Origin of the sequence: Sphingomonas sp. Leaf257 (genome assembly GCF_001422185.1) — a bacterium.
Lineage (GTDB): Bacteria > Pseudomonadota > Alphaproteobacteria > Sphingomonadales > Sphingomonadaceae > Sphingomonas > Sphingomonas yabuuchiae.
The window spans coordinates 182,621-203,971 of the sequence record NZ_LMMH01000003.1 but is presented as its reverse complement, the minus strand read 5'-3'; the positions used below and the strand labels follow the sequence as shown (position 1 = coordinate 203,971).

General features: G+C 67.7%; 14 protein-coding genes and 1 tRNA gene. 13 read left to right on the top strand and 2 right to left on the bottom strand.

The features are described from left to right. Window positions 1-98: 98 nt before the first annotated feature. A complete protein-coding gene (locus ASF14_RS04860) occupies window positions 99-2,192 on the bottom strand; it encodes a TonB-dependent receptor (protein WP_056432423.1) in 2,094 nt (697 codons plus the stop codon). 152 nt (window positions 2,193-2,344) lie between these two features. Between ASF14_RS04860 and ASF14_RS04855 the strand changes: the two genes are divergently transcribed. The 8 genes from ASF14_RS04855 (at window position 2,345) to cobA (ending at window position 12,394) form a co-directional block, all read left to right on the top strand. Continuing rightward, a complete protein-coding gene (locus ASF14_RS04855) occupies window positions 2,345-2,926 on the top strand; it encodes an ANTAR domain-containing response regulator (RefSeq protein ID WP_056432420.1) in 582 nt (193 codons plus the stop codon). Next, on the top strand, window positions 2,923-4,119 hold the full coding sequence (locus tag ASF14_RS04850) for an ABC transporter substrate-binding protein (protein WP_056432416.1): 1,197 nt from the start codon (window positions 2,923-2,925) through the stop codon (window positions 4,117-4,119). Before ASF14_RS04855 ends, ASF14_RS04850 begins: the two co-directional genes overlap by 4 nt. A gap of 380 nt (window positions 4,120-4,499) precedes the next feature. Next, window positions 4,500-5,747: a nitrate/nitrite transporter gene (locus ASF14_RS04845; RefSeq protein ID WP_056432413.1), complete on the top strand. Its 1,248-nt coding sequence runs from the start codon at window positions 4,500-4,502 to the stop codon at window positions 5,745-5,747. A gap of 28 nt (window positions 5,748-5,775) precedes the next feature. Next, window positions 5,776-8,256, top strand: a complete 2,481-nt coding sequence (gene nirB, locus ASF14_RS04840; RefSeq protein WP_056432410.1) for a nitrite reductase large subunit NirB — start codon at window positions 5,776-5,778, stop codon at window positions 8,254-8,256. Further along, window positions 8,253-8,591, top strand: coding sequence for a nitrite reductase small subunit NirD (nirD, locus tag ASF14_RS04835; RefSeq protein ID WP_172839614.1), 339 nt, complete (start codon window positions 8,253-8,255; stop codon window positions 8,589-8,591). The genes nirB and nirD overlap by 4 nt, the downstream gene beginning before the upstream one ends. A gap of 132 nt (window positions 8,592-8,723) precedes the next feature. Beyond that, a complete protein-coding gene (locus ASF14_RS22405; protein ID WP_269083237.1) occupies window positions 8,724-8,858 on the top strand; it encodes a hypothetical protein in 135 nt (44 codons plus the stop codon). A 163-nt stretch (window positions 8,859-9,021) separates the two neighbouring features. Beyond that, window positions 9,022-11,613: a nitrate reductase gene (locus tag ASF14_RS04825; RefSeq protein WP_056432404.1), complete on the top strand. Its 2,592-nt coding sequence runs from the start codon at window positions 9,022-9,024 to the stop codon at window positions 11,611-11,613. Beyond that, on the top strand, window positions 11,603-12,394 hold the full coding sequence (gene cobA, locus ASF14_RS04820) for a uroporphyrinogen-III C-methyltransferase (RefSeq protein WP_056432402.1): 792 nt from the start codon (window positions 11,603-11,605) through the stop codon (window positions 12,392-12,394). The genes ASF14_RS04825 and cobA overlap by 11 nt, the downstream gene beginning before the upstream one ends. 166 nt (window positions 12,395-12,560) lie before the next feature. Here the strand turns inward: cobA and ASF14_RS04815 are convergent. Continuing rightward, a tRNA-Leu gene (locus ASF14_RS04815) sits at window positions 12,561-12,647 on the bottom strand. A gap of 104 nt (window positions 12,648-12,751) precedes the next feature. Here ASF14_RS04815 and ASF14_RS04810 point away from each other — a divergent pair. The 5 genes from ASF14_RS04810 to gltB all read left to right on the top strand — a co-directional run bounded on the left by ASF14_RS04810 (window position 12,752) and on the right by gltB (window position 21,290). After that, window positions 12,752-13,684, top strand: coding sequence for a complex I NDUFA9 subunit family protein (locus tag ASF14_RS04810; RefSeq protein WP_056432399.1), 933 nt, complete (start codon window positions 12,752-12,754; stop codon window positions 13,682-13,684). Between the two features lie 87 nt (window positions 13,685-13,771). Further along, entirely contained in the window at window positions 13,772-14,581 is an 810-nt protein-coding gene (locus tag ASF14_RS04805) for an undecaprenyl-diphosphate phosphatase (protein WP_236696929.1), read from the top strand. Between the two features lie 165 nt (window positions 14,582-14,746). Further along, complete coding sequence (locus tag ASF14_RS04800; RefSeq protein ID WP_056432392.1) at window positions 14,747-16,198, top strand: NAD(P)-dependent oxidoreductase; 1,452 nt, start codon at window positions 14,747-14,749, stop codon at window positions 16,196-16,198. Further along, complete coding sequence (locus ASF14_RS04795; RefSeq protein WP_156361040.1) at window positions 16,198-16,776, top strand: DUF2059 domain-containing protein; 579 nt, start codon at window positions 16,198-16,200, stop codon at window positions 16,774-16,776. The genes ASF14_RS04800 and ASF14_RS04795 overlap by 1 nt, the downstream gene beginning before the upstream one ends. Then, the gene (gene gltB / locus ASF14_RS04790; RefSeq protein ID WP_056432387.1) at window positions 16,776-21,290 is read left to right on the top strand and encodes a glutamate synthase large subunit; all 4,515 of its coding nucleotides are present in this window, start codon (window positions 16,776-16,778) and stop codon (window positions 21,288-21,290) included. Before ASF14_RS04795 ends, gltB begins: the two co-directional genes overlap by 1 nt. Window positions 21,291-21,351 lie beyond the last annotated feature (61 nt).

Sequence of the window (21,351 nt, the reverse complement as noted above, 5' to 3'; positions counted from 1 at the left end):
GCGCAGCATGGTGGAGGGGTGTCCCGCTATCGAGAGGGTGACACCCCTCCGTCAGGGCTTCGCCCTGCCACCTCCCCTTGCAGGGGAGGAATAAGATGTCAGATCTCCACCCGCAGCGACGCCCGCACCGTTCGCGGTGCGCCGGGATAGATCCACAACCGGCTGTACGAACTCGCGGCATAGCGCGCGTCGAACAGGTTGTCGGCCTCCAGCCGGAAGCGCAGCTGGTCGGTGACGGGCATTTCGACCGCCGCCTTGGCCTTCACATAGGACGGCAGGACCAGCGGCTGTGCATCGAGCGAACCGGCGCGGTCGCCGACATAGGCGACGCCGCCGCTCAACTGCCAGTCGCGCCCGGCCAGCGGCAGATGATGGACGACCAGCACCGTTCCAGAATGCGTCGGCACGCCCAGCACCGCCGTGGTGGCGAAGCTCTTGTCGTCGTTGCGGGCATGGACCCAGGCGTAGTTGGCGATCACCTGCCACCGGCGGGCGAGACGCAGCGAGGCGTCGGCCTCGATCCCCCGGCTGTTCATCCGGCCGACCGGCGCGTTGAAGCCGGGATCGACCGGATCGGTGGTCAGGATGTTGCTCTTGGCGATGTCGAACCAGGTCATGCCCAGGTCCAGCCCGGTCCAGCGGCCCGCGACGCCGACTTCGTAACCGCGCGCCTCCTCGGGCTGGAATCCGTCGCCGGTGCGGCCGGTGCCGGAATTGAGCACGAAGGACTCGCCCCAATTGGCATGGACCGAGACATGGTCGTCCACCGCATAGCGGGCCCCTGCACGGAACTTGACCGGCTCGTCGACGATCTGCCCGACGCCGCCGGTGCGGTTGTTGACGATCTTCTGCCGATAGGGATCGACCCGCGCACCACCGACCAGGGTCAGCCGGTCGGTCACCGCCCACATATCCTGGACATAGAATGTGCCCGCCCAGCGATTCTCGTCATTGTTGGTGAAGGGCAGCAGCGACGCGGCGGTCCCGCCATAGGTCGAGGCCGGATCGTAGAGATCGACCGCATAGGGCGCCGCTGCCGACGGATTGCGCCGCATCCAGCGCTCGCCATAGGTCATGCGATAACCCTTGATGCCGACGCTCAGCTGGTGCCGCCCGACATTGCCCGCCAGCTCCATCCGCGCGGCCAGATCGTCGATCACGAAATCGCGCGAGCGGCGCTGGCGCCAGACCTGGGTGCCGACGATGCGCGACTGGTCCGCCGAAAAACCCTTGAGCGAGCCGGTCCGCCAGACGATGCCGCCGTTCAGCGTCCAGCCGCCGCCCAGCTGCGCCAGGCCGGTCAGCTGGTGCCGCTCGTTACGGAAGCGGGTAAGGCCGTTGGACGGCTCGCCATAATAGTTGGAACGGGACAGCGCGTTGGCATCGTCGCCGACCGCCGGGATACCGCGATCGAACGGCGTGTCGAACTGCATGAACTCGGCCAGATAGGTCAGCCGCAGCGAATCGCTCGGCGCCCAGGTCAGCGAGGGCGACACCACCCGCCGCTTCAGCGACACCGTGTCGCGCCAGCCATCGCTGTCCTCGGCCGCGACGACGATCCGCGCGGCCAGCGTATCGGACAGCGGCCCCGTGGCATCCGCCTCCACCCGGCGCGTGTCGAACGAGCCATAGGTCGCGGTCAGCCGGGCATAGGGGGTGAAGCGCGGCATCTTCGAGACGATGTTGACCCGGCCGCCCGGATCGACCTCGCCAAAGATCGCGCCCGCCGGGCCCTTCAGCACCTCGATCCGCTCGACCGTCGCGGGGTCGCGCGGCGGGACCATGCCGCGATTGGCGATGAAGCCGTCGACATAGAATTCCGCGCCGCCGTCCGGCGTCCCCAGAAAGCCGCGAATCGCGAAATTGTCGAGCACGCCGCCGCGGTTGTTCTGCTGGCTGAACCCGCTGACCAGCTCCAGCGCGTCGTTCAGCCGATACGTGCCCGCCGCCTGTAGCACATCCTGCTCCAGCGAGCGGCTGGACTGCGACATGCGCTCGGTCGCGGGGTCGGAGGACAGGGTACGGTCGACCGAGTGACGGGTGCCCAGCACCACGATGTCCGAGCGATCCTCGGTCTTCTCCTGCCCTTGGCTTTCCTGCGCATTGGCGCACAGCGGCATGGCGCAGGTGGTCATGGCAAGGGCCAGCGCGGCCAGGCGGGAACGGCGAAGGGAGTGGTCGATAACGGCCATGGAGAATCCGGTGATGTGGTATGTTGCAACGTCTCATAGGGCGGCGATGCTGCAAGGCAACACTTCGGCCCGGCTATTCTGAAAAAAACGTCATGCCGCCCTTCATCGTCCGGGCTGGATGATATGCGCCTTTGCCGCTAGTCCATCCGACCGTGAGGATCGCGATCATCGACACCAGCACGACACGCGCGGCGATCATCGCCGAGGGGCTGCGCGAGGCCGGATTGGACGATCAGGTGCTGATCGATCCCGCCGGGCCGATCGTCCGCCAGATCGAGGCGTGCGCGCCCGAGGTGGTGCTGATCAATCTGGAGAATCCCGGCCGCGACCTGCTGGAGGATTTCTTCGCCATGTCGCGCGCGCTCGACCGGCCGATCGCGATGTTCGTCGACCAGTCGGATGCCGAAAGCGCGTTGGCGGCGGTCGATGCGGGGGTGTCGGCCTATGTCGTCGACGGCTTGGCGAAGCAGCGGATCAAGCCGGTGCTCGATGTCGCGATCCGCCGTTTCCAGGCCTTTTCGCGGCTCCAGGCCGAACTGGCCGAGGCGAAGACCGCACTGGCCGACCGCCAGACGATCGACCGGGCCAAGGCGATCCTGATGCGCCGGCGCGGGATCGATGAGCCCGCCGCCTATGCGTTGCTGCGCGGCCATGCGATGCAATCCAACCGGCGCATCGCGGAGGTGGCCGAGGCGATCGTGACCAGCGAGGCCTTGATGGGAGAGTTGCCGTGAGTCTCGACCGGTTCCGCATCGGCTTCGTGCCGCTGGTCGACGCCGCGCTGCCCATCCTGGCGCATGAGCTGGGCTTTGCCGAGGAGCAGGGCGTGGGCATCGAAATGGTCCGCGACGTCACCTGGGCGGCGGTGCGGGATCGGCTGCTCTATGGGCATACAGACGCCGCGCACATGGTCGCCCCGCTCGCCATCGCGACCACGCTGGGCCGCGATCGCCCGGCGGTGCCGATGGCGGTGCCCTTCGTCCTGGGGCTGAACGGCAATGCGATCACCTTTTCGACCGCGCTGGGGGAGGCCTGCGGGCTGGGCGAGGGGCTGGGCGATCCGATCGCGGTGGGGACGGCCCTGCGGGCGGTGGCGGCGCGACAGCGATTGCGCTTCGGCGTGGTGCACCGTCATTCCAGCCACAATTACATGCTGCGCTACTGGCTGGCCGGGGTGGGCATCCGGCCGGATACGGATGTCGATATCGTCGTGACAAGCCCGCCCTTCGCCGCCGATGCGCTGGCGGCGGGCGAGGTGGACGGCATTTGCGTCGGCGAGCCGTGGAACTCGATCGCGGTCGATCGTGGCGTGGGACGGATCGCGCTGGCGACCGCGCAGATTTGGCGGCGCGGCGTGGAAAAGGTGCTGGCGATGCGCGCCGACCAGGCCGAGGAACGGCGCGACGCGGTGCTGCGGCTGATCCGCGCGCTGCACGCGGCGGCGGCACATTTCATCGATTCCGAGACGGTCGAACAGAGCGCCGAGATTCTGTCGCGCCCCCATTATCTCGACGCGCCAATGGGTGCGATCCTGCGCGCGATCACCGACCGCATCCGCGTGGTGCCGGGCGGCGAGCCGGTCCATTATCCCGACTTCATGTTCCAGTATCGCGAGGCGGCGAACTTCCCGTGGCGCAGCCAGGCGGGCTGGCTCCATGCGCAGATGGTGCGGTGGGAAGGGCTGCCCTTCTCGAATGCGGACGCCGCGACGGCGCAAGGGGTGTTCCGCCCGGACCTGTACCGCGCCGCGCTGGTCGGATCGGGCGCGCCGTTGCCGGGCGCGAGTTCCAAGCTGGAAGGCGCGCTTATCGAGCCGATCGGGGCGGGCTCGACGCAAGGACGACTGGTGCTGGGGAGCGACCGGTTCTTCGACGGGCGGGCGTTCGATCCGGATGATATTCCGGGGTATCTGGCGGCACTTCCCTGAGATTCCTCCCCTCAAAGGGGAGGTGGCAGGCCGTCAGGCCTGACGGAGGGGTGTAACCCTCTCGATAGCGGGACACCCCTCCGACGCGCTGCGCGCGCCACCTCCCCTTCCAGGGGAGGAATAGACTTGGTTTTGCTGCATTTGCGAAAGCCTCTTGCGCGGTGCCCGCGAATCAGGCAATTTTCGATTCGCCCGGCAATGGCGTCGGGCACGAGATAACGGCGCGGTCCGCTCCAACGACGGGGTGGCGCGCTGGCGGAAGCGGGGCGGTCCCCATATTCCGCTTGGAGGCAACGAAGCCGCCAGGATGCGACCCGCAAGGGCCTCGCGTCCTGGCGGCTTTTTTCGTTTTGGGCCCTGGGCCCCACGGAGGCGGCACGATGGCGACGGCATTCTGGGATGACAGCAAAGCGGCGAAAGCGGGCGATGACGGCGGTTTCTGGTCGAGCGGCCATACGCCGACACTGATCGCGGCGTTCCTGTATTTCGACCTGGCCTTCATGGTCTGGGTCCTGCTCGGCCCGCTGGCGCCGCAGATTTCCGCGAGCCTGGGCCTGACGCCTGCGCAAAAGGGCGTGATGGTCGCGGTGCCGACGCTGGCGGGGGCGATCCTGCGCGTCGTCAACGGCCTGTTGGTCGACAGGATCGGGCCGAAGCGCGCGGGTGCGATCAGCCAGTTGATCGTCATCGGCGGCCTCTTTTCCGCCTGGGTGCTGGGGGTGAACAGCTTCGGCGGGACGCTGGCGCTGGGCGTCATCCTGGGCTTTGCGGGGGCGAGCTTCGCCATCGCGCTGCCGCTCGCCAGCCGCTGGTATCCGCCCGAGCATCAGGGCAAGGCCATGGGCCTGGCGGGCATGGGCAATTCGGGCACGGTGCTCGCCGCGCTGTTCGCGCCCGCGCTGGCCAAGCTGTTCGGCTGGAACGCGGTCCTCGGCCTGGCCTGCCTGCCGCTGACCCTCGTCTTCTTCGCCTATATGGTCATGGCCAAGGACGCACCGGGTGCGCCGAGCCCACGGCGTCTGGTCGAGTATCTCGCACCGCTGAAACAGGCCGATGCCTGGTGGCTGATGGGCTTCTACGCCGTCACCTTCGGCGGGTTCGTGGGTCTGGCCGCCAGCCTGCCCATCTATTTCACCGACCGCTTCGGGCTGACCCCGGTGCAGGCGGGTTACGCCACGGCGGCCTGCGTCTTTGCCGGGTCGCTGGTGCGGCCGATGGGCGGGGCGCTGGCCGATGCGATCGGCGGGGTGAAGGCGCTGCTCGGCGTGTTCGCCGCCGCCGCCGTCACCCTGACGGGCGTGGCGATGGTCGACGGGTTCGCCGCCTCGCTCGCGCTGTTCGTCCTGTCCATGCTGGCATTGGGCGTCGGCAATGGCTCGGTCTTCCAGCTGGTGCCGCAGCGTTTCGCCGCCGAGATCGGCGTGATGACCGGCCTGGTCGGCATGGCGGGCGGGATCGGCGGCTTCTACCTCGCCTCGTCGCTGGGGTTCGCCAAGCAGTGGACGGGCAGCTTTTCGGGCGGGTTCCTGATCTTCGCCGCGCTCGCGCTGGTCGCGCTGGCGGGCCTGACGCTGGTCAAGAGCCGCTGGCGCCGTAGCTGGGGCGCGGCCGAGGGCGTGCGGATCTGATGCTTTTCCTCTTCGACGGATCGAACCGATGAAACACGAAGTCCTGAGCGCCGCCAAGGTCGATACCCGCGAACACCTGATCGTCGTCGGCAACGGCATGGCCGGTTGCCGCGCGGTCGAGGAATTGCTGGCCCGCGATCCCGCCCGTTACCGCATCACCATCTTCGGTGCCGAACCGCTGGTGAACTATAACCGGATCATGCTGTCGCCGGTGCTGGCGGGCGAGAAGACGTTCGACGAGATCGTTATCAACGGCCTCGACTGGTATGCCGATAACGGCATCACCCTGGTCAGTGGCGATCCCGTCACCGCCATCGACCGCGAGGCACGGACGGTCACCGCCCAGAGCGGCATGGTGCTGGACTATGACCGGCTACTCATCGCGACCGGTTCCGACCCGTTCATCATCCCGGTGCCCGGCCACGACCTGCCCGGCGTCATCAGCTTCCGCGACATGAAGGATGTCGAGCACATGCTCGCCGCCGCCGAGCGGGGTGGCAGCGCGGTGGTGATCGGTGGCGGCCTGCTCGGGCTGGAGGCGGCGCATGGCCTGAGCTTGCGCGGCATGACGGTAACGGTCCTCCATCTGATGCCGACGCTGATGGAGCGGCAGTTGGACGAAGCGGCGGGTTGGCTGCTCAAGCAGGCGCTGGAGGCGCGCGGTCAGACCGTGTTGTGCGGCGCCGACACCGCCGCGATCCTGGGCGACGGCAAGGTCGAGGCGATCCGCCTGAAGGACGGCCGCGAGATCCCTGCCGATCTGGTGGTGATGGCGGTCGGCATCCGTCCCTGCGTCGCGCTGGCCCGCGCCGCCGGGCTGGAGGTCGGGCGCGGGATCAAGGTGGACGACCATATGGTCACCTCCGATCCGCGCATCCTGGCGGTCGGCGAGTGCGTCGAGCATGACGGACAGGTATACGGCCTGGTCGCGCCGCTCTGGGACATGTGCCGCAGCCTTGCCGATGCGCTGACAGGCAGCCCCAGCGGCTATCGCCCCACCGCCACCGCGACCAAGCTGAAGGTTGCCGGGCTCGACGTCTTTTCGGCGGGCGATTTCGGCGGCGGGGACGGCGCAGAGGATATCGTGCTGCGCGACGCGGCCCGCGGCATCTACAAGCGCGTCGTGGTCAAGGACGACCGCATCGTCGGCGCGGTGCTGTACGGCGATACCGCCGACGGCAACTGGTATTTCGACCTACTGAAGAAGGGCGAAAGCGTCGGCGACATTCGCGACGCGCTGATCTTCGGCCAGGCCTTCGCCTCGGGAGGGGGGCAGGCGGACCCTAAGGCGGCCGTTGCGGCGCTCTCCGACACGGCGGAGATTTGCGGCTGCAACGGCGTCACCAAGGGCCAGGTCGTGTCGTGCATCGCCAAGGGCGCGCACAGCCTCGACGCCGTCCGCGCCACCTGCAAGGCGTCGGCCAGTTGCGGCTCGTGCACCGGGCTGGTCGAGACGCTGCTCGCGCTGACGCTGGGCGACGAGGTCGAGGCGGGGCCGAAGACCATGTGCAAATGCACCAGCTTCGGCCATGACGATGTCCGCCGCGAAATCGTCGCGCAGGACATGCGCTCCATTCCGGAGGTCATGCAGAAGCTGCACTGGTCGACGCCCGACGGCTGTTCGTCCTGCCGCCCCGCGCTCAATTATTATCTGCTCTGTGCGTTGCCCGGCGAATATGTCGACGACCAGCAGAGCCGCTTCGTCAACGAGCGGATGCACGCCAATATCCAGAAGGATGGCACCTATTCGGTCGTGCCGCGCATGTGGGGCGGCATCACCAGCCCCAAGGAGCTGCGCGCGATCGCCGATGTGGTCGAGAAGTTCAACGCGCCGATGGTCAAGGTGACGGGCGGCCAGCGGCTCGACATCTTCGGCATCAGGAAGGAGGATCTGCCCGCCGTCTGGGCCGATCTGAACGCGGCCGGGATGGTCAGCGGCCATGCGTACGGCAAGTCGCTGCGGACGGTGAAGACCTGTGTCGGCTCCGAATGGTGCCGCTTCGGCACGCAGGACTCGACCGGGCTGGGCGTCAAGCTGGAGCGGGCGACCTGGGGCTCGTGGATGCCGCACAAGTTCAAGATCGCGGTGTCGGGCTGCCCGCGCAACTGTGCCGAGGCGACGATCAAGGACTTCGGCGTGGTCTGCGTGGACTCGGGGTACGAACTCCATGTCGGCGGCAATGGCGGGATCAAGGTCCGCGCGACCGACCTCCTTTGCAAGGTCGCGACCGAGGCGGAGGCGATGGAGATGTGCGCCGCCTTCGTCCAGCTCTATCGCGAGGAGGCGCGCTATCTGGAGCGGACGGCGCCGTGGATCGAACGTGTGGGCCTGGCCTATATCCAGTCGCGGCTGTTGCCCGACGAAGAGGCGCGCGCCGAACTCGCCCGCCGCTTCTTCTATTCGCAGAGCTTCTCGCAGGACGATCCCTGGGCCGCGCGCGTCGCGGGCGAGGAACGCGAAATCCATGCGCCGATGGCGCGCTTCCAACCTGTTGGAGAGATGGCATGATCGGCGAATGGCTCGATATCGGCTGGGTGAATGAGATCCCGGTACGCGGTAGCCGCACCGTGCAGGTCGAGGGCGGCCACGACATCGCCGTCTTCCGCACCGGCGAGAACAAGGTCTTCGCGCTGCTCGACCGCTGCCCGCACAAGCATGGGCGGCTGAGCCAGGGCATCGTCCATGGCGGCGCGGTGGCGTGTCCGCTGCACAATTGGCGCATCTCGCTCAGCACCGGCGAGGCGCTGGGCGAGGACAAGGGCTGCACGCCGACCGTGCCGGTGAAGATCAGCGGCGGCCGCGTGCTGATCTGCCGCGCCAGCACCCTGAAGGCGGCGGCGTGAGCATGAGGCTGCTTTCCCCCCTCCCCTTCAGGGGAGGGGCTGTTCATCTCCTGCCCGACGTCGGCCATGGCGGGCTGCGAGACGAGACCGAACACCGCCAGCAACATGGTCAGCTGCGCGAAGGCGGCCGGTGTGGCCGTGGTGGCTCTGGCGAGCCCGGCTTTTGCACAAAACGTGATCGCCCAAGGGCTGCTCTATCCGGCTACCGACATGGCGCGCGCGCATCCCTCGCTCCGGGACTTTGCCGAGTCCAAGCGCCTGTTCTGATCGGGGTTCCCACCAATGATGCCACCCCCTGCCCNCGCGTCTCGATCCTGCTACCCGATTGCCCGACTTCTCGGCTCCTGTCCAACCAGCGCGGCCTCCACCGCCTCGTCGCGCCACGGCATCGGACCGAGCCCGCCAAAGGCCTGAAGGGGAGGGGCAACGCATGAACGCGATCCGCACCACCTGCGCCTATTGCGGCGTCGGTTGCGGCATCCGCGCGACCGTCACCGGCGAGCGTGCCGTCCGGATCGAGGGCGACCCCGACCACCCCGCCAATCGCGGCAGGCTCTGTTCCAAGGGCACGCATCTGGGCGAGACGGTCGGTCTCGAAGGTCGCCTGCTCACCCCGATGATCGGCAAGCGCCGCGCCTCGTGGGACAAGGCGCTGGATTTGGTGGCGAAACGCTTCCGCGACACCATCGCGCAACATGGTCCCGACAGCGTCGCCTTCTACGTCTCCGGTCAGTTGCTGACCGAAGACTATTATGTCGCCAACAAGCTGATGAAGGGATTCATCGGCTCGGCGAATATCGACACCAATTCGCGCCTCTGCATGTCGAGCGCGGTGGCGGGCCACACCCGCGCGTTCGGCGAGGACGTGGTGCCCGCATCTTATGAAGACATCGACGCCGCCGACCTGATCGTGCTGGTCGGCAGCAACACCGCCTGGTGCCACCCCATCGTCTATCAGCGTATCCGCGCCCGGTGTGATGCGGGTGCCAAGCTGGTCGTCATCGATCCGCGCCGCACCGAGACGGCGGAGGAAGCCGACCTGCATCTGCCGCTGCGTCCCGGCAGCGACGTGGCGCTGATGAACGGCCTGCTCGCCTGGTGCCGCGAGGCGGGGGCGCTCGACGCGGGGTTCCTTGCCGATCATCTGTCGGTTCCGGCCGATTTCTGGGAGCGGGTGGGCGAGGGGAGCGATCTCTGGTCGGTCGCCAGGACCTGCGACCTGCCCCCGGCCGACCTGCGCCGCTTCTACGAACTGTTCGCCGCCACCCCGCGCACCGTCACCCTGTTCAGCCAGGGGGTGAACCAGTCGCTGAGCGGGACCGATCAGGTCAATGCGATCCTGAACGTTCATCTCGCGACGGGGCGCATCGGCAAGCCCGGCGCGCAGCCCTTTTCGATCACGGGTCAGCCGAACGCCATGGGCGGGCGCGAAGTGGGCGGGCTGGCCTCCACGCTGGCCGCGCATATGGACTTCGCGCCCGACAACCGCGCCCGTGTCCAGCGTTTCTGGGCCGCGCCGACCATCGCCGAACAGCCTGGCCTGAAGGCCGTCGACCTCTTCCGCGCCTTGGGTGAGGGGCGGATCAAGGCACTCTGGGTGATGGCGACCAATCCCGCCGTGTCGATGCCCGATGCGGGCCGCGTGCGCGAGGCGCTGGCCGCCTGCCCCTTCGTCGTGGTCAGCGACGTGATCGCCGACACCGACACCTCGGCCTATGCCCATGTCCGCCTGCCCGCCGCCGCCTGGGGCGAGAAGGACGGGACCGTGACCAATAGCGACCGCACGATCAGCCGCCAGCGCGCGCTCTTTCCGCTGCCCGGCGAGGCGCAGCCCGACTGGTGGATCGTCAAGGAGGTTGGCCGCCGCATGGGGTGGAAGACCGCCTTCGCCTATGACCGCCCCGCCGAGATCTGGCGCGAGCATTGCCGTCTGTCGGCCTATGAGAATGACGGCGCGCGCCTGTTCGCGCTGCCCGGTCTGTCGAGCGCGGGCAATGCGGAGTATGACGCGATGACGCCGTTCCGCTGGGGCGGCACCCCCTTTGCCGATGGCCGCTTCTCCACCGCCGATGGCCGGGCGCGGCTGGTGACGGTCGTGCAAAAGGCAATTTCCGGACCGCTCGCCGCCTGGCGGCTGACGCTCAACACCGGACGCTATCGCGACCAGTGGCATAGCATGACCCGCACCGGCCTTGCGCCCAAGCTGGCCCGCCACCGCGAAGAGCCTTTGGTCGAGGTGCATCCCGATGATGCCGCCGGATTGGGCGTCACCGATGGCGGACTGGCGCGGGTGGCGACGCCGCAGGGCGACAGCCTCTACCGCGTGCGCGTGACGCCTGCGCAGCGGCGGGGCGAGATCTTCACCCCGATCCACTGGACCGACCGCACCTCCAGCGGCGGGCGAACCGGCCTGCTGCCGCGTCCGCTGGTCGATCCGGTGTCGGGCCAGCCGGGCTTCAAGCAAACCCCGGCGAGGCTGGCGGCAGTGGCGACGCGCTGGCGCGGTTTCCTGATCCTCGCGGGCGAGCCGGTGCGGCGTCCCTCCTGCCTCTGGGCGACGCGCGTCGCGGTTCCGGCGGGCAGCCTGTGGGAACTGGCGGGCGATGGCGATCCGGTGAAGCTGGAGTCGTGCCTGCCCGCTGGCGAGCGCGTCGAGGCGATCGACGCGGCGCGCGGCACCAGGCGAATCGCGATCCTGTCGGGCGGCCGGCTGATCGCCGCGCTGTTCGTGACCGAAAGCGGCGAATTGCCCAGCCGTGACTGGCTGATCGGCCAGTTGGCCGAGGCGGAGGCCGCACCGACCCTGCTCGCCGGACGCGCGCCGGGGGTGCAGGCGGATCGCGGTGCGATCGTCTGCGCCTGTTTCGATATCGGGATGCGCACCATCGTCGCGGCGATCCGCGACCAGCGGCTGGCCGATGTCGCCGGGATCGGGGCCGCTCTGGGCGCGGGCACCAATTGCGGATCCTGCCGCCCCGCGCTCGCCCGCCTGCTCGCCGAGGAGACTATCCATGCCGCATGACGAATTTCCCGCCGGTTCGGTCTGGCTGGTCGGGGCAGGGCCAGGCGATCCCGATCTGCTGACCCGCAAGGCCGAGCGGCTGATCGCGGCGGCCGATATCGTGTTCTACGACGCGCTGGTCGGCCCCGGCATCCTGGACCTGATCGGCCCCCGCGCCGAGCGGATCAGCGTCGGCAAACGCTCGGGCCGTCATTCCAAGGATCAGCGGACCATAGACTCGCTGATCGTCGCGGCGGCGCTGAAGGGCAAGCGCGTCGTCCGGTTGAAAGGTGGCGACCCTGCGATCTTCGGTCGCACGGCGGAGGAAGTGACCGCCTGCCGCGCGGCGGGCGTGACGGTACGAATCTGCCCCGGCATCACTGCCGCCAGCGCGGCCGTCGCCTCGGCGGGGACCAGCCTGACGCTGCGCGGCGTGGCGCGTCGCCTGACCCTGGTCACGGCCCATGCGCAGGCGGGCGCGACGCTCGACCTCGACTGGCCAGCGCTGGCCGCGACCGATTCGACGCTGGCCATCTATATGGGCCGCGCCGCCGCCGCGACCGTGGCCCAGCAACTGGTCGCCGCCGGGCGCAGCCCCGACACGCCGGTGCTGGTCGTGGTCAACGCCTCGCTGCCCAATGAGCGAATCATCCGGGGTCGGCTATCCTCGCTGGCCTTTCTGGTCGAGGCGATCAGCGCGCATGATCCCGCCATGCTGATCGTCGGCGAAGCGGTCGAAGCCGATCCGTCTTTCGCACATGCACAATCCAGCGGGGTCCGCGAAGGGATATTAATCGCCTGACCCGAAAGACCGGCGCGTCGGCTTTGTAAGGGGATGAGTGGGCGCGCCTCGGCGCCCTATGGCGGCGGGAGAGGCCAAGACTTCGTCATCGCGCTGTCGCACGGTGACGTTGGTAGAAAGTCTTGGTTTTCCGCCAGTCCCGAGGCTTGGAAGCCTGGGGAAGGAATGGTGCCCAGAAGAGGACTCGAACCTCCACGACCTTGCGATCGCCAGCACCTGAAGCTGGTGCGTCTACCAATTCCGCCATCTGGGCACGGGGTAGGCCTGCGCCTTTAGGGTAGGGTTCGAATCCTTGTCAACGGCTTTTTTGCGAGGCAAAGGGGCGGTGCACAAAAAATCTGGCGAATAGGGACGGTCATGACGAACAAGCTGGTGACGCTGATCGGCGGCGGGGGCTTTCTGGGCCGCTATGTCGCACGCGAACTGATGCGGGACGGTACGCGCGTCCGAGTGGCGCAGCGCGATCCGCGCCAGGCTTATTTCCTGCGTACTCAGGGCGGGCTGGGCCAGACGCAGTTCGTGGCCGCGGATATCGCCCGGCCGGAGACGGTCGCACGCGCGGTCGAAGGCGCCGATGCGGTCGTCAATCTGGTCGGTGTGATGGGCGGCAATATGCAGCGCATCCATGTCGACGGCGCGCGCGCCGTGGCGGAAGCCGCGCGCAACGCCGGTGCCGGGGCGCTGGTCCATGTGTCGGCGATCGGCGCGGACGCGAATGGTGCGGCGGCCTATGCCCGGTCCAAGGGGCAGGGCGAAGAGGCGGTGCGCGCGGCCTTCCCGAACGCCACCATCCTGCGCCCCTCGATCGTGTTCGGGCGCGAGGATCAGTTCGTGAATCGCTTCGCGGGCATGATGGGCGCGCCGATCGTCCCGGTCCTGCGTTCGGGCGTGAAGTTCCAGCCGGTCTTTGCGGGCGATGTCGGCGAAGCGGTCGCCAACGCGCTGCGCGATCCCGAATCGCATGGCGGTCTTACCTATGAGCTGGGTGGCCCGGACGTGCTGTCGATGGGCGAGCTGCTCCGGTGGATCGCCCAGGCGCTGGGTCGCAAGCCCAACTTCGTGGAAATCCCCGACTTTGCGGGCGCGCTGCTCGCCCGCCTGCCGGGCTCGCCGATCAGCTGGGACCAGTGGCTGATGCTGCAGCAGGACAATGTCGCCGCCGCCGGTGCGCCGGGTCTGGCTGCGCTGGGCATCGAGGCCGCCCCGCTGGCGACCGTCGCGCCCGAATATCTGATCCGTTTCCGCAAGGCGGGCCGGTTTGGGCGGCGCGCGGAGACGCTGGCGGCCTGAACCGTCCCAAGCTGACAGTCTTTATCGTTTCGCGGACAGCCCCGTCGCCTTATGGCGGCGGGGCTGCCTTTGCTTGTGGGGACTCGCGTGAACGATCTGATTGCCGCCATCATCCTGGGGATTGTCGAGGGTGTCACCGAATTCCTGCCGGTGTCCTCCACCGGCCATCTGATCCTGGCGGGCGCTCTGCTCGGCTATGACGATGCGCGGTGGCAGATGTTCAACATCGTCATCCAGCTGGGCGCGATTCTGGCGGTGGTCGTCCTCTATTGGCGGACCTTCTGGACCGTCCTGGTCGGGCTGTTCAAGCGCGATCCCGGTTCGGTCCGCTTCGTGCGCAACCTGCTGATCGCCTTCATCCCCGCCGCCGTCATCGGCGTGCTGGCCAAGAAGCATATCGAGGCGCTGCTGCTCCAGCCCAAGGTCGTGGCGGTCGCGCTGATCGTCGGTGGCATCGCGATCCTGGTGATCGAGCGGGTGGTGAAGCCCGGCACGACGCGTGGCATCGCGGCGGTCCCGGCGAGGACGGCGCTGGGCGTCGGTTTCCTCCAGTGCCTGGCGATGATCCCCGGCGTCAGCCGCTCGGGTGCGACGATCCTGGGCGCGCTGACCCTGGGCGTCGAGCGGCGCACGGCGGCGGAGTTCAGCTTCTTCCTCGCCATTCCTACCATGTTGGGCGCGAGCGTCGTCGAGACGGCCGGGCATATGGATGCCATGCGTGCCGGAAACAGCGTCGGCCCGATCGAGATCGCGGTCGGCTTCGTCGTCGCCTTCATCGTCGCGCTGCTGGTCGTGCGCTGGTTCGTCGGAATCGTCGGGCGGCACGGTTTCGGCCCCTTTGCATGGTACCGAATCGTGGCGGGCAGCATCGCGCTGGCGCTACTGACCATGCACTGAGCGCAGCATTAATACCGAAGCGGTCCTTTTTTATTGCGGGTTGCTCGCAATAAAGGGGTCCGGCAGCGTAAAACCCATTTTAATTAGTAAGCTATGCTGACATATATGTCGATTTCGAGGTGACATACGGTCGTCTGCGCAATATCCGCATCTTCGGAGGCGCATATGGCGAACGATTCTATGCTGAAGTTTGTAGGCCGCGATCAGGCCTATCCGGCCAAGCGGGCTGCGGAGACCCGCGCGGAGGATTTCCGCGAGATCGCCGAGCGCTATGCGCCCCCGGCGGCAGAGGACCAGGCGGGGCGCTGCTCGCAATGCGGCGTGCCCTATTGCTCGGTGCACTGTCCGCTGCACAACCATATCCCCGACTGGCTGCGCCTGACCGCCGAGGGGCGGTTGCGCGAAGCCTATGAGCTGTCCAACGCCACCTCGACCATGCCCGAGATTTGCGGCCGCATCTGCCCGCAGGATCGGCTGTGTGAGGGCAATTGCGTCATCGAGTTTTCGGGCCACGGCGCGGTCACGATCGGCTCGGTCGAAAAGTTCATCACCGACACTGCCTGGGAAGAGGGCTGGGTCGAGCCGTTGGTCCCCGGACCCGCGCGCGGCCAGTCGGTCGCGGTGATCGGCGCGGGGCCTGCAGGCCTGACCGCCGCCGAATATCTGCGCGTCTCGGGTTATGAGGTCCATGTCTATGACCGACACGACCGGGCGGGCGGGCTGCTGACCTATGGCATTCCCGGTTTCAAGTTGGAAAAGCCCGTCGTCATGCGCCGGGTCGAGCGGTTGAAGGCCGGCGGCATCGTTTTCCACGAAGGCTTTGCGGTCGGTGAGGACGCGACGCTCGAGGAGCTGCGCCGTCGCCATGACGCGGTGCTGATCGCCACCGGCGTGTACAAGGCGCGCAATGTCGAGGTGGACGGAGCGGGCGCGAACGGCGTGATCGCCGCGCTCGACTATCTGACCGCCTCCAACCGCAAGAGCTTTGGCGACACGGTCGAGGCGTTCGAGAACGGCTCGCTCAATGCCGAGGGAAAGAATGTCGTCGTGATCGGCGGCGGCGACACCGCGATGGACTGCGTCCGTACCGCGATCCGCCAGGGTGCCAAGTCGGTGAAGTGCCTCTATCGCCGCGACCGGGCCAATATGCCGGGCTCGCAACGCGAAGTCGCCAATGCCGAGGAAGAGGGTGCCGAGTTCGTCTGGCTGTCCGCCCCGCTCGGCTTCGAGGGCGGCGAGACGGTGACCGGCGTGCGCGCCGCCAAGATGCGCCTCGGCGCGCCGGATGCTTCGGGGCGCCGCGCGCCGGAGGCCGAGCCGGGTGCCGATCATCTGCTGGAAGCGGACATGGTCATCAAGGCGCTGGGCTTCGATGCCGAGGATCTGCCGAGCCTGTTCGGGACCGCCGAGCTGGGCGTCAGCCGCTGGGGTACGGTGCTGGTCGATGGTCGCACGCTGATGACCAGCCTGGACGGCGTATTCGCCGCCGGGGACATCGTGCGCGGGGCGTCGCTGGTGGTGTGGGCGATCCGCGACGGTCGTGACGTCGCCAAGGCGATGCACCAGTGGCTGAAGGCGCGGGCCAAGACCGCGTCGCGCGAAAGGCAAGCGGCGTGATGCGCGCGCTCGTCCCGCTGGCGCTGCTGCTCGCTGCGCCGGTCGCGGCGCAGACGGGCCCGACCGAGGCCACCCCCGATGCAGGGGGGCGGATTGAAACCGCCCGTGCTCTGGTCGACAAGATGAACATCGACCGGCTGCTGGATTTCCAGTTCGCGAGTTTGATGCCGCTCGTGACAGGTAATGTGCTGGGCGTGATGCAGACCTCGTCCGATGCGCCGGCCGGGATCAAGCAGGTCTTGGCGACCCCGGAGGGGCAGGCCAAGGTCCGCGCGATCGTGAGCGAGGAAATGCTGGCGGCCATGCGGTCCCGCTATCCCGAAATTCGCGAGGCGGCGGCGGAAGAATATCGCCGGAGCTTTTCCGAGGAAGATCTGAAAGCGATCGTCGCCTTTTACAATACGCAGGCCGGGCAGCATCTGCTCGCCTTGCAGCCGCAGTTGCAGCAGCGTCTGGCCGAGTTCGGCAAGGGGATGGGCCGCGACGCGGGCATGGCCGCTTTCCCCAAGATTCGCGCCCGCATCGAGGCCCTGGCCAAGACCCAGGCTCCCGCCGCGACCAAGCAGGATAAGAAGTGATGACCGATCAGCGCCAATATCTCGCCGAGCATGGCATGTACCGCCCCGAGTTCGAGGGTGATGCGTGCGGCGTCGGCATGGTCGCGGCCACCGATGGCCAGCCCTCGCGCCGCGTCGTCCAGTCGGCGATCGACGCGCTGAAGGCCGTGTGGCATCGCGGCGCGGTGGATGCGGACGGCAAGACCGGCGACGGTGCTGGCCTGCATGTCGACCTGCCGCACCGCTTCTTCGACGATGCGATCGCCGCGTCGGGCCACAAGGTTCTGCCCAACCGCCTCGCGGTCGGCATGGTCTTCATGCCGCGCACCGATCTGGGCGCGCAGGAAACCTGCCGCACCATCGTCGAGAGCGTCATCATCGAGGCGGGCTATACCATCTATGGCTGGCGCCAGGTGCCGGTCGACGTGTCGGTCATCGGCATGAAGGCGCAGGCGACGCGCCCCGAGATCGAGCAGATCATGATCGCCGGGCCTATGCCCGACGAGGTCGATGCCGCCGAGTTCGAGAAGAACCTGTATCTGATCCGCCGCCGCATCGAAAAGCGCGTGATCGCGGCGCAGATCAGCGGCTTCTATATCTGTTCGCTGTCCTGCCGCTCGATCATCTACAAGGGGCTGTTCCTCGCCGAGAGCCTGTCGGTCTTCTATCCCGACCTGCAGGATCACCGGTTCGAGAGCCGCGTGGCGATCTTCCACCAGCGTTATTCGACCAACACCTTCCCGCAATGGTGGCTGGCGCAGCCCTTCCGCTGCCTGGCGCATAACGGCGAGATCAACACGATCCGCGGCAACAAGAACTGGATGCTCAGCCACGAGATCCGGATGGCCAGTATCGCGTTCGGCGACAATTCGGAGGACATCAAGCCGGTGATCCCGGCGGGCGCGTCCGATACCGCCGCGCTCGACGCGGTGTTCGAGGCGATCTGCCGGTCGGGCCGCGACGCGCCGACCGCCAAGCTGATGCTGGTGCCCGAGGCGTGGCAGAAGGACCTCGACGCGCCCAAGGCGCATGCCGACATGTACCAGTATCTCGCCTCCGTGATGGAGCCGTGGGATGGTCCGGCCGCGCTGGCGATGACCGATGGCCGCTGGGCGGTGGCGGGCATGGACCGCAACGCGCTGCGCCCGCTTCGCTACACGCTGACCGCCGATGGCCTGCTGATCGTCGGTTCGGAAAGCGGCATGGTCGTGGTGCCCGAGGCCACCGTGACCGCCAAGGGCCGGTTGGGGCCGGGGCAGATGATCGCCGTCGATCTGGCCGAGGGCAAGCTGTACGACGATCGCGCGATCAAGGACCAGATCTCGGGCGAGCAGGACTATGCCGCGATGATCGGCGAGTTCCTGACCATGGACCAACTGCCCGCGCCGTCCGAAGAGGAAGCGCTGGTGCGCATGCCGCGCGCGGAAATGCTGCGCCGTCAGGTCGCGGCAGGGCAGACCATGGAAGATATGGAGCTGATCCTGTCGCCCATGGCCGAGGGGGGCAAGGAAGCCATCGGCTCGATGGGCGACGACACGCCGCTGGCGGTCATCTCCGACAAGCCGCGCCTGATCAGCCAGTTCTTCCGCCAGAATTTCAGCCAAGTCACGAACCCGCCGATCGACTCGCTGCGTGAGCGTTATGTGATGTCGCTCAAGACCCGGTTCGGCAATCTCGCCAACATCCTCGACACCGAGGATCGGCGCGAGCGCGTGCTTGTCCTGCCATCCCCGGTGCTGACCGGTGCCGACTGGCACCGTCTGAAGGCGCATTTCGGCCGTTCGGCCGCGGAGATCGACTGCACCTTCGAGGCCGATGGCGGTCCCGACCGTCTGCGCGCCGCGATCCAGCGCATCCGCAACCAGGCCGAACAGGCGGTGCGCGAGGGCCGGTCCGAGCTGTTCCTGACCGACGAGCATGTCTCCGAGGGCCGTGTCGCGATCGCGGGCGTGTTGGCGGCGGCGGCGGTGCACACGCATCTCGTCCGCCGGGGCCTGCGCAGCTATGCGTCGATCAACGTGCGCTCGGCCGAATGCCTCGACACCCATTATTATGCGGTGCTGATCGGCGTCGGCGCCACCACGGTGAATGCCTATCTGGCCGAAGCCGCGATCGTCGACCGCCATGGCCGTGGCCTGTTCGGCGACATGAGCATCGAACAGTGCCTGACCAACCATCGCACCGCGATCGAGGATGGCCTGCTCAAGATCATGGCGAAGATGGGGATCGCAGTGATTTCCAGCTATCGCGGCGGCTACAACTTCGAAGCGGTCGGCCTGTCGCGCGCGCTGGTCAACGACCTGTTCCCGGGCATGCCCGCCAAGATTTCGGGCGAGGGTTACAACTCGCTCCATTACTCGGCGATGGTCCGCCACGAAGCGGCCTGGGACCAGCATGTCGCGACGCTGCCGATCGGCGGCTTCTATCGCCAGCGCGACGGCGGCGAGACGCATGCCTATTCGGCGCAGTTGATGCACCTGTTGCAGACGGCGGTCGCGACCGACAGCTATTCGACCTATCTGCAATTCGCACGCGGGGTCGGCGACCTGCCGCCGGTCTATTTGCGCGACCTGCTCCAGTTCAACTTCCCGAACGAGGGCGTGCCGGTCGATCAGGTCGAGGCGATCACCGAAATCCGCAAGCGCTTCGTGACGCCGGGCATGTCGCTGGGCGCGCTGAGCCCGGAAGCGCATGAGACGCTGGCGATCGCGATGAACCGGATCGGCGCGAAGGCCGTGTCGGGCGAGGGCGGGGAGGACAAGCTGCGCTACCAGCCCTACGACAATGGCGACAACGCCAACTCGACGATCAAGCAGATCGCGAGCGGTCGCTTCGGCGTGACGGCGGAATATCTGAACGCCTGTGACGAGATCGAGATCAAGGTGGCCCAGGGCGCCAAGCCCGGCGAGGGCGGGCAGCTGCCCGGCTTCAAGGTGACCGAGTTCATCGCCAAGCTGCGCCATGCGACGCCGGGCGTGACGCTGATCTCGCCGCCGCCGCACCACGACATCTATTCGATCGAGGATCTGGCGCAGCTCATCTATGACTGCAAGCAGATCAACCCGCGGGCGCGCGTCTGCGTGAAGCTGGTGTCGTCCGCTGGCATCGGCACGGTCGCGGCGGGCGTGGCCAAGGCGCATGCCGACGTCATCCTGGTGTCGGGCCATGTCGGCGGCACGGGCGCGTCGCCCCAGACCTCGATCAAATATGCCGGGACGCCGTGGGAAATGGGCCTGTCGGAGGTCAACCAGACGCTGACCCTGAACGGCCTGCGCGGTCGCATCCGTTTGCGCGCGGACGGCGGCCTGAAGACCGGGCGCGACATCGTGATCGCGGCGATCCTGGGCGCGGAGGAATTCGGCATCGGCACGCTCAGCCTCGTGGCGATGGGCTGCATCATGGTGCGCCAGTGCCATAGCAACACCTGCCCGGTGGGCGTCTGCGTGCAGGACGAGCGGCTTCGCGCCAAGTTCACCGGCACGCCGGAAAAGGTCATCAACCTGATGACCTTCATCGCCGAGGAGGTCCGCGACATCCTGGCGCGTCTGGGCGTGCGTTCGCTGGACGAGGTGATCGGGCGCACCGAGCTGCTGCGTCAGGTCAGCCGGGGTGCCGAGCATCTCGACGATCTCGATCTCAACCCGGTGCTGGCCAAGGTCGATGCGACCGATGCCGAGCGGCGGTTCAGCCTGTCGACCTTCCGCAACGAAGTGCCCGACAGCCTGGATGCACAGATCATCAAGGACGCGAGCGCCGTGTTCTCGCGCGGCGAGAAGATGCAGCTGACCTATTCGGTGCGCAACACGCACCGTGCGGTCGGTACGCGGCTGTCGTCGGAGATCACCCGCAAGTTCGGGATGAGCAAGCTGGCCGACGGGCACGTCACCGTGCGCTTGCGAGGGAGCGCGGGCCAGTCGCTGGGCGCGTTCCTGTGCAAGGGCATCACGCTGGAAGTGTTCGGCGACGCCAACGACTATGTCGGCAAGGGCCTGTCGGGCGGCACCATCATCGTGCGCCCTGCGGTCAGCTCGCCGCTGGCCAGCCAGAAGAACACGATCATCGGCAACACGGTGCTCTACGGCGCGACCTCGGGCCGTCTGTTCGCGGCGGGCCAGGCGGGCGAGCGTTTCGCGGTCCGCAACTCGGGCGCGGTCGTGGTGGTCGAGGGCTGCGGCGCCAATGGCTGCGAGTACATGACCGGCGGCACCGCCGTGGTGTTGGGTGAGGTCGGCGCGAACTTCGGCGCGGGCATGACCGGCGGCATGGCCTTCATCTACGACCCCGAGGAGCGTTTCCCTCGCCGCGCCAACCCCGAGAACATCGTGTGGCAGCGTCTCGCCTCCGCACATTGGGAAGGCGTGCTGCGCGGCCTGGTCGAGGAACATGCGGCGCGGACCGACAGCAAATGGTCGAAGGGCCTGCTCGAGGATTGGGACCGGGTGGCCGGACATTTCTGGCAGGTTGTCCCTAAGGAAATGCTGACCCGCCTGGCGCATCCGCTCGACGACAGCGTCGAGGCGGTCGCGGCGGAGTAAGATTGCGGAGGGGTGTCATCGCGGGCGGTGACACCCCTCCGTCAGGCCTTCGGCCTGCCAC